We start from the raw sequence: 13,871 nt of genomic DNA, 5'->3' as shown, positions 1-13,871 counted from the left end.
TATCTTGAAGTGCCCGGGAAAAGATTCCCGGGCACCAGTGTATCGGCTCAGCCTCAGGCGGCGATGAACTCATTCCACTTGCGAACCATGTACTGGTTCTCGTCCATGACAGCGTTCCAGCAGGCAACGGCACCCATGCGCTCGTAGAACGAGCCGCCGTCGCGGGTTTCGCCGGCTTTCGCCAGAACGTCACCGAACGGGTTGGTGATGTCGCCGGTGGCTTCCTTGCCTTCGAACCAGTAACCCCACTCGTTCTCGTCCATGTGGTTCTTGGAGGTTTCCGGCACGGCCGAGTAATAGCCCTGGCGCATCAGGAAGCCGCCGACCCAGCCGTCGAGATACCAGTTGATGTATTCGTAGGCTGCTTCCAGTTCGAGGCCGGTCAGGCTCTTGGAAAGACCGATGCCACCGCCCCACGACCGGTAGCCTTCCTTCAGCGGCTGGTAGACGCAATCGATGCCGCGGGACTTCACGGCGGTGATCGCCGGAGACCACATGGACTGGATCACGACTTCGCCGGACGCCATCAGGTTGACGCTTTCGTCGAAGGTCTTCCAGAAGGCGCGGAACTGGCCGTTCTTCTTGGCTTCGGTGAAGATCGCCATGGTCTTGTCGATCTCTTCGCGGGTCATGTTGCCCTTGTCGCCATACTGGATTTCGCCCATGGCTTCGCAAACCATGGCAGCATCCATGATGCCGATGGAAGAGATGTCGAGGATCGATGCCTTGCCCTTGAATTCCGGGTTCAGCAGTTCGGTCCAGCTTTCGATCGGGCGGCCGATCAGGTCCGGACGGATGCCGAGTGTGTCGGCATTGTAGATGGTCGGGATGAGTGTCATCCAGCCGGTTTCTTCGGTGGCGAACGCCTTGCCGTCCGGACCGTCGACGAAGCCGACCGTATGCGGCGCGGTGCCCTGTGCGATCACGGATTCCGGCGTCAGCTTGCCGCTTTTGAAGATGCCGACGATCTTGTCGTAGTTCTTGATCTTGGACGTGTCCATTGCCTGCAGGTTGCCGGTCGGCCAGACCTTCTTGCAGATCCAGTATTCGATGTCTGCAATGTCGAAGCTGTCCGGCTGGGTCGCCGCACGCTGGGTGACGGCGTCACTGTCCAGAGCGGTCATTTCCAGGGTGAAGCCGAGATCTTCCTTCACCTTCTGCGCCACTTCATTGAGGTTGGACACGCCGGTGCCGAACTGGCGCAGGGTCACCTCCTTGATGTTCTGTGCCCAGATGGTCGGGAAGCCGGTGATGGCTCCGGAACCCAGGGCCGCACCGGCCGCAGCGGCGCCGCCTTTCAGGATGCTGCGACGGCTGACGCCTTTCTTGGTCATCTGTTCAGTTTTTCCCACTGTATCTGTCATGTTCTTACTCCTGTTCCCCTCTGGAGTTTGTTCGGCCTCGGGAGAAGGCCTTCGATCGGCAGCCTTCAGGCAGCCAGTTGGTGTGCGTCTTCCGGCTTCCATGTCAGGAAGACGGTTGCGCCGATTTCGATCGGGTCCTGGAAAAAGGCTTCGTCGGTAAGAGCGGCCGTCAGATCGCCGGCTCCCCCCGCATCGAGAGCCAGATTGACGGTGGAGCCGAGGTATTCGACATCCTTGACGAAGGCCGTCAGAACGGCGCCGTCGTCTCCGGCCGCTTTTTTCACCCTCAACCTGTCTGCCCTCAGCGCGACCGAAGCGCCTTTCTGCTGCAGTACGTTGTGGCCGCCGATGAAGCGGGCGACGAACTCGGTTGTTGGCGTGTTGAACACGTCGCGCGGGCTGCCTGCCTGCTCGATCTTGCCGCCGTTCATGACGATGATGTCGTCCGCCAGCGCGAGGGCTTCGTCCTGGCTGTGCGTGACGTGGATGAAGGAAATGCCGAGCTCGCGCTGCAGCTTCTTCAACTCGAGCCGCATCTTGATACGCAGGAACGGATCGAGTGCCGACAGCGGTTCGTCAAGCAGAAGCACCGAAGGTTCGGTGATCAGGGCACGGGCCAGGGCAACACGTTGCTGCTGGCCGCCGGAGAGCTGCGACGGCAGCCGTTCCGCATAGGCTGCCATATCCACCAGTTCCAGCAACTGACGGGCCTTCTTCAGCCGGACCGGTTTTTCGACACCCTTCATCTTCTGGGAAAAGGCGACGTTATCGACCACGGACAGATGCGGAAACAGCGCATAGTTCTGGAACATCATCGCCGTGCCGCGCCGGGCGGGTGGAAGATCGGTGATGTTGGTGCCGCCCAGAACGATGTCGCCGGTAGAGACACTTTCATGGCCGGCGATCATTCGCAGGGTTGAAGACTTGCCGCAGCCCGATGGCCCCAGCAGGCAGGAATATGTGCCGGCGGCGAATTTGTGATTGATCGCGTCGACCGCAATGGTCTCGCCATAGATCTTGGTGGTGGCTGCCAGTTCAAGGTCCAGGGACTTCGCCATGGCCGGACGTCTCCTTCAGAAAACCGTTTTCGGCTCCTGAGACAGCAAGTGCCGTGCCAACGCGAAAAACTGGCGGAATTCCGGAGATCCTGATGAGAATGTGGAGCAATGAGCAAATTCTCATCGGTAAAAGTGCACAATATTTTGGCAAATTAAATACGATATGAACAAAAATTGTATACGATCATAGATTGCCGCGTCGGGTGGCGGGGAGTAGGATCAAGGCACCGCTCAACCCCCATTGGGCACTTCAAGAAAAATGACCAAACCTGTGACCACAGCCGATCTTGATCAACGCAGAAAGCTGCATGAAGTCTTTGCCCTACCTCAGGGCCGGGCCCTTGAAATCTGCCTGAAGCTTCAGACTGCCATTCTGCAACACAAACTGACACCGGGGCTGAAACTGTCTGAGGATGAGGTGGGCGAAATTTATGGCGTCAGCCGTACCGTCGTGCGCGCCGCGTTGCAGGCACTCGCCCATTCCGGGCTGGTTGCCATGGAAAAGAACCGTGGTGCCTTCGTCGCAAAGCCGTCGATCCGCGAAGCTCACGAGGTGTTTCAGGCCCGTGCCCTGATCGAGCCTGCCGTGGCAAGGCTGGCAGCCGATGTCATCACCGACAGGCAGCTCGCGCAGTTGCACGCACATCTGGATGCGGAACATGCAGCTCTTCATGCCGGTGACATGGGCAAGGCGCTGTTCCTGTCCGGAAGCTTTCATACGGAGATTGGCGATATCGCCGACCATCGGGTGTTCGCCGGCATGATCCGATCGCTGATCTCGCGCTCTTCGCTGATCATCGCTCTTTACTGGAAGCGCTCAGACACTGCCTGTGAAAGCCACTCTCATCACGCCCTGATGAATGCCTTTGAAAAGCGCGACGGCGCCGCAGCCGAGAAGATCCAGAAAAGCCATATCGTCGATCTACATTCCGGTCTGGACTTGCGAGAGAAGTCAGCTCTCGGCCGCTCTCTGGGAGAAGCGCTCGGCAACGGCTGAAGAGCGGAACTCGGAAAGAACGAGAGAAGGTTAGCGTCCGGCAGAAGCTCCGGCGCCACCGGCATTTGCGTTTGCGCCACCGTTTCCGGCGGATGCGCCTGCGCTTGCCCCGCCAGCTGACGCGCCGGTGCTTGCCCCGCCGCTGTTTGAAGCGCCTGCGGAACCGGAGTTACCAGAACCGGAGCCGGCGTTGCCACCAGAGCTTCCGCCAGAGTTACCGCCAGAGTTACCGCCAGAGTTTCCGCTTGAGTTCCCATTGGCGTTGCCACTCGGCCCGCGATCACCAGAGTTGCCGGAGGAGGCATTTGCGTTGCCGTTACCGCTAGCGGCATTGTCACGCCCGCCGGTGGCGGTGTTCTGAGCATTTGAGCTGGCAGGTGACAGGCTTGCCGGGGTGTCGCCGAAGCTGGGCTTGCCAGGTGTGCCTTGCTGGATGGCGGCGCGGGTCTTGCCGACGGATTTGAGACCGTTGAACTTCCCCGGTGCGCTTTGGACGCTTTGGCCTGCACGCAGGTCGCTTTGCTGGCCGGATGCAAGATCCTGAACACCAACGACGCCGCGCTGAACCGAAACCTGGCTTTCGTTGCCGGTTACGGTTACCGAAAAGCGGGTTCCCTTGACGACGGCTGCAAGATAAGGCGTTTCAACCCTGAAAAACGGTCTGCCGCGGGTCTCGACATCGACATCGATCGTTCCCTTGCGTTGAAGCAGCGTGGTCTGGCTGTCGTTGCTGCGATATTGCGACAGCGCAAATTCCGTATTCGGGCCGACCGTGATGCTGTCGTTGCCTCGTTGAAGCACGGCGCGTGCACCCTTTCGCGTCGCAATGGTATGGCCCTTGTGAAGTGCCATCCCCTTGCGGGCCCGGTGCGCCTGAATGCCTGGTGCGACCAGATAAACCGTTCCGGAAATCCGTGTGATCACCCATTCAGCTGCAAAAGCTTTTGTCAGTCCTGCAGACAGGGGAATAAGCAGCAGAGCCAGCAGAACAGCTGCAGCACGAGTTTTCAGTGTCCTGCGCAAAGCCGGAAGGCTGTTAAAAGGAAGGCAGTAAACAGCGTGGCCGGCGTACATCGGCAATACTCGATTGTTGTGTTGTCATCCACTCTTATCGATACCGGCTTAACGTAGGGTGAAGAATAAAGGTTCAATTTATTCTTGCAATTATAAGTTTAAATAGTTTTGTCTAGGTGTTTTGAGTTGACTTTATGTTTTCTGCTATGATGAGAGTAATAAATCTTTCACCATGTCAAGAATAGTTGGTTTGGTTTTCAAATCGGCAACTCAAGTCGGGTGTGGTTCATTTCCTGGCGCAGATTGCGTAGCGGTGCTGCGTTGCTCTTTCCAGGCCCTTGAAGAAAGGCAGGTGACACCGTTGAGCCCGGTGCACGGCTTTCAGATCCGTATCGACAACGATTTGAGTGAAGCCGGCCTGTTGCAATAGCTCCACGACTGCTTCTGCCCTTGCTCCCTTCGAGAAATGAACACGGGACAGGATGCTGCGATGTGTTTCCATCATGTCTGCCGGTTTTGCATCCTGTTGCGCGAGCAGTCCGAAGCGAGCACGAGTTTTTGAAAACGTTGCAAGCAACTTCGCGAACCATCCAGGATTGACAAAGTCTCCGTCGACGACGAGCAGCTGCCCTCCAGGTTTCAGCACCCGGTGCCATTCCGTAAAGGCAGCCGCAGGATCGACCAGGGTCCAGACAAGGTGCCGGCAGGTTATGGCATCGTAGCTTTCGGACGCTTCCATCGTGCGTTCGGCATCGCCAAGCAGAAAGCGGATCGTGCGCCCGCGTTTCCTTGCCTTTTCTCGGGCCTTGGCAAGCATGGGTTCCGCCCAGTCCATGCCGGTCACCTCAAAGCCGAGATCGTCGAGCAGGTGCGAGATGACACCGGTTCCGGAAGCAAGGTCAAGAACGCGCCTGGAGCCGCCCGGGCCCAGATGTTTTTCGAACAGCCTTATCCAGGCGGTGTGCTCTTCATCGGAAAAAATCTCGTGGCCCGGCTGGGTGTCGAAGGTCTCGGCCCGCTTGCCCCAGTATTCCTTGATTTCTTCACGCAGATCGAAATTCGAGAGTGTGTCTGCGTCGCTCATCAGGCGTATTGCTCCGGTTGCTTGGAACCATTCCAAAAGATAATTCTTGACTCATATACTCAGGAAAAATACCAAAAACAAGAATTTAAACCTCAACTTATAACCTCAATAAAAAATCGAGGCGGATGTGAGCAAAATCAAAAGCTTGGCAGCATCTTTGCTGGTAACGGCTACTTTTCTTCCGGCAATGGCACTTGCCGGCGACGTGGTAACGGTCACGGATATTACCGGCCGTGAGGTCGAGGTCGAAGTGCCGGTGGAAAAGGTCATCCTGGGCGAAGGGCGCCAGATCTATTTCACCGCCGCGCTGGATGGTGAAGACCCCTTCAAACGTGTCGTCGGCTGGCGAGACGATTTCGAGAAGGCGGACAACGACGGGTACCATCAGTATCTCGAGAAGTATCCGGAAATGGCCGATCTGCCCACTTTCGGCGGCATGAAGAACGGCACTTTCGATGTCGAACAGGCCGTTGCGCTCCAGCCTGACGTGATCATCCTGAACCTCGACGCCAAGGTTGCCACCGAAGAAGGCGGCTACATCGAGAAACTCGGCAAGGTCGGCATCCCGGTTGTCTATGTCGACTTCCGCGAAAAGCCGATGGAAAACACCGAGCCGTCCATGCGCCTGATCGGCAAGCTCTACGGCAAGGAAGACAAGGCCGAGGAATTCATCGAATTCCGGGCAGCCGAGATCGCCAAGGTGACCGACAAGCTGGCGGCTCAGTCAGACCTCGCGAAACCCGTCGTGTTCGTGGAGCGTGCAGGCGGCTATTCCGATGATTGCTGCATGTCGTTCGGCAACGAGAATTTTGGCAAAATGGTTGAAATGGCCGGCGGCATCAACATGGCTGCCGAGATCATTCCCGGCACCTTCGGCACCGTCAACCCGGAGCAAATCATCGCGTCCGATCCGGACCAGATCATCGTGACCGGTGCAAACTGGGAGCTGTATGTTCCCGGCGGGAATTGGGTTGGTGTCGGTGCCGGTGCGGATCCGGAAGTATCTGCCGACAAGCTGGCTGGCCTGATGGAACGTCCGGGCTTTACTGGCGTCAAGGCGGTCCGGGACAACAATGTCCATGCCATCTGGCACCAGTTCTACAACAGCCCGTACCAGTTCGTCGCTGTTCAGCAGATCGCAAAATGGCTGCATCCGGAACTCTTTGCTGACCTTGACCCGGAAGCGACTTTCCAGGAATTGCACGACCGCTTCCTGCCGATCGACTACCGGCCAGGCTACTTCGTTTCGCTGAACTCGAGTAAATAATATGGCGGTTTCGGAAATCGTTCCGACTGAGGAGGGGCGCGGTCTTTACCGCGCCCTTGCGTTCAGGCGCATTCTGGTTATTTGCGGGCTGATCGTCGCTCTGGCGTTCAGCTTTTCTTTGGATCTGGCCATCGGACCGGCCCGCTATCCGCTGTCGGAAGTGCTTTCCGCCCTGGTTAATCCGTCCGGCGCCGATCTGCAGACACGCGTCGTCCTTTGGGACATTCGCATGCCGATCGCGCTGATGGCGATCACCGTTGGGGGCTGCCTGTCCCTCGCGGGGGCGCAGATGCAGACGATCCTTGCCAATCCGCTGGCCAGCCCCTTCACGCTAGGCATCTCCGCTGCTGCCAGTTTCGGCGCGGCCCTGGGTCTTGTCGCCGGCGTCGCGATCTTTCCGGCCGCAGTGCAATACATGGTCCCGATCAATGCTTTCCTGATGGCCATGGCGGCTTCGCTGTTCATCTATCTGCTGTCCACTGTACGGGGCGTGACTGTTCAGACCATCGTTCTTCTGGGGATCGCACTGGTCTTCACGTTCAACGCGCTGCTGTCGCTGCTGGAATATCTTGCTTCCGAACAGGCGCTGGCTGCGGTCGTCTTCTGGACCATGGGGTCGCTGACCAAGGCGACATGGGGCAAGGTTCTGGCGACCTTCATCATTCTTGTTGTCTGCGTTCCGTTCTTCGCGCGGCATTCCTGGGCTCTGACAGCCCTTCGGCTCGGCGACGTCAAGGCGGCGAGTTTCGGCGTCAACATCAGGTCGCTGCGGCTGAAAACGCTGCTCGGCGTCAGCCTGCTGGCGGCGATCCCCGTCTCCTTTGTCGGGACAATCGGGTTCGTCGGGCTTGTCGGACCGCACATTGCCCGGATGCTGGTCGGAGAAGACCAGCGTTTCTTCCTGCCTGCGGCCATCTTGTGCGGTTCCCTGATGCTGTCGGCAACTTCGGTCGTTTCCAAGATCATTCTTCCAGGGGCGATCCTGCCCATCGGCGTCATCACCGCGCTTGTCGGGGTTCCATTCTTCTTCGCGCTTATTTTCGCGGACCGGAGGCAGTCATGGTAACGTTGCAGCTGAAAGGGGTTGGCGCACGCTATGGCTCCACTCTTGCGGTCGAAGGGGTCACGACACCGGTCTTCTCCGGCGGTGAACTGACAGCGGTGATCGGTCCCAACGCGGCCGGCAAATCGACCTTGTTCAAGCGCATCTCCGGTCTGCTGAAAGGCCCCGGCGATGTCGTGCTGGCCGGCAACCGGGCAGCGCCCCGGGATGCCATCCGCTACATGCCCCAGGATACCCACGCCAATGCCGTCCTGACGGTTTATGAATCCGTTCTGCTGGCTGCCAAACAGGGTGAGGGCTGGCGTGTAAAGGACTCGGAACTCGTCGAAATCGACCAGATCCTGAAAGCGCTTCAGATCGATAGCCTGGCGTTCCGGAACCTTGGCGAACTCTCCGGCGGTCAGCGTCAGCTGGTTTCGATTGCGCAGGCACTGGTGCGCCGTCCGGAAGTTTTGATGATGGACGAACCGACCTCCGCGCTGGATCTCTACCGGCAAGTCGAGGTTCTGAACTTCATGCGCGACCTGGCACGCCGCCAGGGCACCCTGGTTCTGATTGCCTTGCACGATCTAAATCATGCCCTGCGGTTCTGCCGGAACACCATGGTGATTGCCGAAGGGCGTCTCGTCGCAGCCGGCCCGTCCGAAGATGTCATCACGTCAGCGATGCTGCGTGACATCTACCGAGTGGAGGCACGCGTGGAGGCCTGTTCGCGCGGCGAAAATCACGTCATCATCGACCGGTCCGCTGCCTGACGGCGTGTGATCGGCCGAAGGCCGACGCCGATCAATCCTGGTCGACGTCTATGCGGGCTTCTTCGACAGTCGAGGCCAGATCCCGGTTCGCATCCAGAAGTACATTCTGGTGCAACCGGATCCGCCACAGGTGATAGGAAACCCTGTGCAGCCAACGCAGGGCATCCAGTTTCAGCCAGACTGTTTCCGCCGGGACCGCATCGGCAGCGGCCATTGCAATCAGCCGGTCACGATTGAGGCGGCGTTGTCGGCGCATCAGCAGCCGCAACCGGTCCAGCGTCTTCTCCTGTGTCTTGGCGTCCTTTTGACTGGTGGAAATGTCTGTGGCACCGAGAAGCAGGCCCGCCAGGCGCTTGAGCCGGTGATCCAAAGACAGCTCGTCGATCCGCTGCTGCTGGTCGCAGCGGTAGAGAAGGCGGCTCAAGTGGTCGAGAATGTGAAACAGGCCTTTCAGTTCCTCCTGAAAGGCCCTGTCGTTCGGTGGAACGATGATCTTGTCCAGATATGTCCGTGTTTCCGCGATGGCCTTGGCCAGATCTTCCCGATCCAGTTCTTCATAAGCAGATGACTTTGCGCCCAGCCGATTGCGCAGGCGTTCGATGATCAAGGTTTCCAGATGTGTGACGGTCTGCCCTGCCAGGGACGCGGCTGCGTGCGGGTCCCGCAACACGAGCGGATCCAGACGGCTGGTCAGATCGGAGCCTTTTTCGGGAACGAGATGTTCGATCAACCGGGCGAATGGCCGTGCAAGTGGAAGCACCAAAACGACGCCGAGCGCATTGAAGAAACTGTGAAAAGCGACAAGCGCAATCTGGCTGTCGCCGTTTCCGGTCAACACCCCGGCCACAAGCTGAAACGGCCCTAGAAGGAAAAACGCCATGAAACCGGTCATGACGTTGTAGATCACATGCGCGTAGCCCGTACGTCGGGCCATGGTGCCACCGCCGATGGTCGCCAAAGCTGCCGTGAATGTGGTTCCGACGTCCATGCCGATTACCAGCGCCGCTGCTTGCGGAAAGTTGATCGCACCGGCACCAAGTGCAGCCAGCGCCGTTGCAATGCCTGCGCTGGAGGACTGTGTCACGATGGTGATCAGCATGCCGATCAACACCAGCTGCAGCCGGCCGAAGAGTGTGTCCGGCGGAAAGTCGGTCGGGGTTACCACACCGCTGAAGGCGTCCAGACCGTCTTTCATGTGTTCGATGCCGATAAAGATCAGGCAAAAGCCCGCGAGCGCCTGGCCTGCGAGTGCGATCCGGCCACGAAATGCCAGGCGTGCAATCGCGCCAAAAAACACGAAGGGCAGGGCAATCTGGCCAAGATCCAGCTTGAAGCCGAGAACCGCAACCAGCCACCCTGTCAGGGTCGTGCCGACGTTGGCACCGAAGATGACGCCGAGCGCCTGGGGAAAGGTGAGGAGGCCGGAAGCGACAAAGCCGACAGCGGCAACTGTGGTTGCACTGGATGACTGGATGACTGCGGTGGTGAGAGCACCCGTCACGGCGCCCGACAAGGGCGTTGAGGTAAACCTGGACAACACGTCGCGCATGCGCTGTGCCGCCAGGGCTTTCAACCCGTCGGTCAGTAGCAGCATACCGATCAGAAACAACCCGACGCCACCAAGCGCCGACATGAAACTCAAAAACATGCAGGCACGTTATCCGACAGGTTAAACGCCCACAATCAGTCAAGATACTATCCGCTACGCATTTGCGATCCTTGAGCTTCAGAATAAAGCGAAGGGTGCTTCATGGAGCATCTGCAACTTGAGGCAGAAAGTCCTTTGTTCGCCGGCGCGACTGTGGGAGCTTGAACCTGTCAGGCTTATCAAGCTCCTGCCGGATGACGCGCTACGAGGAAGAGAGCAATGAAGAAGTATGAGGCCCCGGGTGTTTATGTCTCCGAGCTGAACTCCTTCCCAAACACGATCGTGCAGGTCCCGACGAGCGTTGCGGTCTTTGTCGGCTACACGGAAAAGGCAATTGTGGATGGCAAGGATGTGACCGGCATTCCGGTGCGGATCTCCTCGATGTCGGAATTCGAGGCCCGTTTCGGCGTGGGGCCCATGTTTCGTTTCGACTTCAGCCTGCAGGATGGCAAGCCGGCTCTGGACCTGGAGGAAGCAAGCCGCTTCAATTTGCATGCGGCCATGGGACTCTTCTTCGAAAATGGAGGACGTGGTTGCTGGATCTTGTCGGTTGGATGTTACGGCGCGGGAGACCCCGCTCTTATCAAGTCCGTGGAGGATTTCGGTGAACCTGTCTGGCGAGAGCTTGCCAAGCTTCAGGAACCGTCGGTCATCGTGATACCCGACGCGGTGTTGTTGTCGTCAGAAGACTACAAGACCGTCAGCAATAGATGCCTTGCCCATTGTACAGACTTGCAAAACCGTTTCGCCATAGTCGACGTGTTCGATGGGGACAGGGAGCGAACTTTAGACGAGAATGACGTAATCTCGGGAAAAAGCGGCCTGCGAACCTTGCTCGCAGCGGAAGATATGAGCTTTGCTGCTGCCTATTATCCCTGGTTGAATACGTCTTACTTTGGTGCGGGGTCGATAACCTTCGAAAACGTTTCGGCTGGTACGCGCAAGGCCTTCTTCGATCATGTTGGCCGGGAGACTTCCATTCAGGCCGATGAGGCCCGGAAAGCCGCTTTCGATAAGGCGGTGAAATCACTTGAGGACGACGACATCTCCGAAGAGGAGAAATTCAAAACCCACAAGATCTTGCAGAGCCTTTCAAAGCGCTACAACGAGCTTCTCTTGCAAGCTGTAAAAGCAATAAATGTCATGCCCCCGTCAGGTGCGCTGGCAGGTGCATATGCAGCGACAGACGCCCAGCATGGTGTCTGGAAAGCGCCGGCAAATCTCGGCCTTAATTCAGTCGTGTCGCCTTGCGTATCCATTTCCGATGCGGAGCAGGAAGACCTGAACACTCCGTTGGACGGAAAAGCCGTGAACGCGATCCGGTCGTTTCCCGAGCGAGGTAATGTGGTGTGGGGAGCACGCACGCTGGACGGTAACAGCTCGGAATGGCGCTATGTGAATATCCGCCGAACCGCGATCATGCTGGAACAATCGATCAAGGCGGCGCTGGATCCTTTCGTCTTTAAGCCAAACACCGCTCCGACCTGGAAAACGGTGAAATCGATGATCGAAAATTTCCTCAACGGGCTATGGAAACAAGGGGCTCTCGCGGGCGCTTCGCCAGAAGATGCCTACGGTGTCGACGTCGGCCTTGGGACGACCATGACAGGCGCCGATGTTCAGGCCGGTTGCATGAACGTGGTGGTGAAGGTTTCGCTCTTGCGGCCGGCGGAATTCATTGTCCTGTCGTTCCAGCAGCAGGTTCAGAAAGGCTAGCCGGAGGGAACAGATCCGTTAGGCGCGTCAGGATCGGTCTGAAAAAATTGCGATCGTTTTGCTGCAAGCGAGGAAAGCCGTCCGGCCTACGGCCAGATGAGCGTTTCCGTCTCTTTGCTGTCGCCGCTGCCGGTTACCCGTGCTCCCGACACCTTGGCCTTGCCGCTGGCAACCATGGAAAGCGCCTTGGGGTAGATCTGGTGTTCAACGTCCAGCACACGGGCAGCCAACGTGTCAGGGGTGTCATTGTCCAGAACCGGTACGGCTCCCTGCATGATGATCGGACCATCGTCCATTTCAGCAGACACATAATGCACGGTGGCACCATGCAACTTGACACCTTCCTGCAAGGCCCGCTCATGTGTGGCAAGGCCTTTGAAAGAGGGCAGGAGAGCCGGATGGATGTTGATCATCCTGCCCGCCCAGGTATTTACCAGGTAGGGGGTCAGGATACGCATGAAACCGGCAAGGGCGACCAGGTCGATCTTGTGGTCCTTCAAAACGGCATCTACCGATTTTTCGAACGCTTCCCGATCACCTGCATGGTCCTTGTGGTCGACAACTGCCGTTGCAATGCCCAGCTCAGCGGCCCGTTCCAGCCCCTTGGCGTCAGGTCGGTTGGACAGGACTAGCGAGATTTCGGCGGGATAGTCGGGAGACATTGCCGCGGAAATCAGCGCGCTCATGTTGGAGCCGCGTCCTGAGATCAGGATGGCAGTCTTCTTGCGGCTCATGCGCCAAGGTCCAGGCTGCCGTCAAACAGCACCGGTGCTGCGCCTTCAGCTTCGATGACGCCGATCTTGCTAACCGTTTCCCCAGCCTTGGCAAGGACGTCGGCAACCGCGTCCGCCGCATCCGCGGCGACGACAATCACCATGCCGGTGCCGCAGTTGAAGGTGCGCAGCATTTCCTTTTCGGCCACTCCGCCCGATTTGGCGAGCCAGCCGAACACCGGTGGAACGTTGATCTGGGTGAGGTCGATGCGCGCGGAACAGTTTTTCGGCAGGACGCGCGGCAGGTTTTCCGGCAGACCACCGCCGGTGATATGGGCAAGCGCCTTGATGCCGGATGTTTCCTTCAGGGCGGCAAGCAGCGGCTTGACGTAAATGCGGGTCGGCTCCATCAGAGCTTCGCCGAGTGTCTTTCCGGCCGCGAACGGCGCTGCATCCGACCAGGTCATGCCGGACAGCTCGACAATCTTGCGGACCATGGAATAGCCGTTGGAATGGACACCGGAAGAGGCAAGGCCAAGCAGCACATCGCCTTCGGCGACATCCGGCCGCGGCAGGATCGCGCCACGTTCAACCGCTCCAACAGAAAAACCGGCGAGATCGTAGTCACCTTCCACATACATGCCCGGCATTTCAGCCGTTTCGCCGCCGATCAGTGCGGCTCCGGCCATCTTGCAGCCGTCCGCAATACCTGCCACCACATCCGTTGCGGTTGCCACGTCCAGCGCGCCTGTTGCGAAGTAGTCGAGGAAGAACAGCGGTTCTGCGCCCTGAACCACCAGATCGTTGACGCACATGGCCACGAGGTCGATGCCCACAGTGCGGTGCTGACCGGTTTCAATGGCAATCTTCAGCTTCGTGCCAACGCCGTCATTGGCCGCAACCAGGATCGGGTCCTGAAACCCTGCGCCCTTCAGATCGAACAGGCCGCCGAAACCACCGATGTCGCTGTCGGCCCCGGGGCGTGAGGTTGCCTTGACCAGCGGCTTGATGCGGTTCACCAGTTCGTTTCCGGCATCGATATCGACACCTGCATCGGCATAGGTCAGGCCGTTGGGACCAGAGGATTCGCTCATGGGGCACTCCGAGACTGCGTGCGGTTGGCTGTGCCAGTGCGGATTACAGTCTGCTGCCAAGGAACACAAGAGGCGAGCGGCTATGCGCAGGGCTTAAG

12 protein-coding genes are annotated in these 13,871 nt (G+C 58.5%); 5 read left to right on the top strand and 7 right to left on the bottom strand.

The features are described from left to right. Nucleotides 1-53: 53 nt before the first annotated feature. Together FIV03_RS22855 and FIV03_RS22850 are read right to left on the bottom strand one after the other, a co-directional pair. A complete protein-coding gene (locus FIV03_RS22855) occupies nt 54-1,364 on the bottom strand; it encodes an extracellular solute-binding protein (RefSeq protein ID WP_209009760.1) in 1,311 nt (436 codons plus the stop codon). A 65-nt stretch (nt 1,365-1,429) separates the two neighbouring features. Continuing rightward, nucleotides 1,430-2,422 (bottom strand): ABC transporter ATP-binding protein, encoded by a 993-nt coding sequence (locus FIV03_RS22850; protein ID WP_152511089.1) that lies wholly within the window; start codon nt 2,420-2,422, stop codon nt 1,430-1,432. A gap of 259 nt (nt 2,423-2,681) precedes the next feature. Between FIV03_RS22850 and FIV03_RS22845 the strand changes: the two genes are divergently transcribed. Further along, nucleotides 2,682-3,419, top strand: a complete 738-nt coding sequence (locus FIV03_RS22845) for a GntR family transcriptional regulator (protein ID WP_152511088.1) — start codon at nt 2,682-2,684, stop codon at nt 3,417-3,419. 30 nt (nt 3,420-3,449) lie between these two features. Here the strand turns inward: FIV03_RS22845 and FIV03_RS31665 are convergent, their stop codons facing one another. Beyond that, a complete protein-coding gene (locus FIV03_RS31665; protein WP_173013918.1) occupies nt 3,450-4,343 on the bottom strand; it encodes a FecR family protein in 894 nt (297 codons plus the stop codon). 376 nt (nt 4,344-4,719) lie between these two features. Beyond that, nucleotides 4,720-5,517, bottom strand: coding sequence for a class I SAM-dependent methyltransferase (locus FIV03_RS22835; RefSeq protein ID WP_152511087.1), 798 nt, complete (start codon nt 5,515-5,517; stop codon nt 4,720-4,722). Between the two features lie 187 nt (nt 5,518-5,704). On the opposite strand from FIV03_RS22835, the gene FIV03_RS22830 reads away from it, so the two are divergent. Genes FIV03_RS22830 through FIV03_RS22820 form a run of 3 tightly spaced genes read left to right on the top strand, consistent with a single transcriptional unit; the run spans nt 5,705 to nt 8,602 of the window. After that, complete coding sequence (locus tag FIV03_RS22830; RefSeq protein WP_023004013.1) at nt 5,705-6,784, top strand: ABC transporter substrate-binding protein; 1,080 nt, start codon at nt 5,705-5,707, stop codon at nt 6,782-6,784. Between the two features lies 1 nt (nt 6,785). Then, nucleotides 6,786-7,850, top strand: a complete 1,065-nt coding sequence (locus FIV03_RS22825) for an iron ABC transporter permease (protein WP_152511086.1) — start codon at nt 6,786-6,788, stop codon at nt 7,848-7,850. Beyond that, nucleotides 7,844-8,602: an ABC transporter ATP-binding protein gene (locus FIV03_RS22820; protein WP_055653694.1), complete on the top strand. Its 759-nt coding sequence runs from the start codon at nt 7,844-7,846 to the stop codon at nt 8,600-8,602. Before FIV03_RS22825 ends, FIV03_RS22820 begins: the two co-directional genes overlap by 7 nt. A 31-nt stretch (nt 8,603-8,633) precedes the next feature. Here the strand turns inward: FIV03_RS22820 and FIV03_RS22815 are convergent, their stop codons facing one another. Then, on the bottom strand, nt 8,634-10,250 hold the full coding sequence (locus tag FIV03_RS22815) for a Na/Pi symporter (protein ID WP_152511085.1): 1,617 nt from the start codon (nt 10,248-10,250) through the stop codon (nt 8,634-8,636). A gap of 219 nt (nt 10,251-10,469) precedes the next feature. Here FIV03_RS22815 and FIV03_RS22810 point away from each other — a divergent pair, with 219 nt between their 5' ends. Further along, a complete protein-coding gene (locus FIV03_RS22810) occupies nt 10,470-11,966 on the top strand; it encodes a phage tail sheath C-terminal domain-containing protein (protein WP_152511084.1) in 1,497 nt (498 codons plus the stop codon). An 86-nt stretch (nt 11,967-12,052) separates the two neighbouring features. On the opposite strand, the gene purN is transcribed toward FIV03_RS22810, so the two are convergent. Both purN and purM read right to left on the bottom strand, forming a co-directional pair. Further along, entirely contained in the window at nt 12,053-12,700 is a 648-nt protein-coding gene (gene purN, locus FIV03_RS22805) for a phosphoribosylglycinamide formyltransferase (RefSeq protein WP_152511083.1), read from the bottom strand. After that, entirely contained in the window at nt 12,697-13,773 is a 1,077-nt protein-coding gene (gene purM / locus FIV03_RS22800) for a phosphoribosylformylglycinamidine cyclo-ligase (RefSeq protein WP_152511082.1), read from the bottom strand. The genes purN and purM overlap by 4 nt, the downstream gene beginning before the upstream one ends. Nucleotides 13,774-13,871: the final 98 nt, after the last annotated feature.

The organism is Labrenzia sp. THAF187b (assembly GCF_009363375.1).
Classification (GTDB): Bacteria; Pseudomonadota; Alphaproteobacteria; order Rhizobiales; family Stappiaceae; genus Roseibium; species Roseibium algicola.
The sequence above is the reverse complement of the archived record's forward strand: the minus strand, read 5'-3'. Positions and strand labels throughout refer to the sequence as shown.

Bases quoted from the DNA above. Each gene is read 5' to 3' on its own strand.
- FIV03_RS22815 (WP_152511085.1), bottom strand. From the start codon at position 10,250: ATGTTTTTGAGTTTCATGTCGGCGCTTGGTGGCGTCGGGTTGTTTCTG.
- FIV03_RS22810 (WP_152511084.1), top strand. From the start codon at position 10,470: ATGAAGAAGTATGAGGCCCCGGGTGTTTATGTCTCCGAGCTGAACTCC.
- FIV03_RS22830 (WP_023004013.1), top strand. From the start codon at position 5,705: ATGGCACTTGCCGGCGACGTGGTAACGGTCACGGATATTACCGGCCGT.
- purM (WP_152511082.1), bottom strand. From the start codon at position 13,773: ATGAGCGAATCCTCTGGTCCCAACGGCCTGACCTATGCCGATGCAGGT.
- FIV03_RS22835 (WP_152511087.1), bottom strand. From the start codon at position 5,517: ATGAGCGACGCAGACACACTCTCGAATTTCGATCTGCGTGAAGAAATC.
- FIV03_RS22850 (WP_152511089.1), bottom strand. From the start codon at position 2,422: ATGGCGAAGTCCCTGGACCTTGAACTGGCAGCCACCACCAAGATCTAT.
- FIV03_RS22820 (WP_055653694.1), top strand. From the start codon at position 7,844: ATGGTAACGTTGCAGCTGAAAGGGGTTGGCGCACGCTATGGCTCCACT.
- purN (WP_152511083.1), bottom strand. From the start codon at position 12,700: ATGAGCCGCAAGAAGACTGCCATCCTGATCTCAGGACGCGGCTCCAAC.
- FIV03_RS22825 (WP_152511086.1), top strand. From the start codon at position 6,786: ATGGCGGTTTCGGAAATCGTTCCGACTGAGGAGGGGCGCGGTCTTTAC.
- FIV03_RS22845 (WP_152511088.1), top strand. From the start codon at position 2,682: ATGACCAAACCTGTGACCACAGCCGATCTTGATCAACGCAGAAAGCTG.
- FIV03_RS22855 (WP_209009760.1), bottom strand. From the start codon at position 1,364: ATGACAGATACAGTGGGAAAAACTGAACAGATGACCAAGAAAGGCGTC.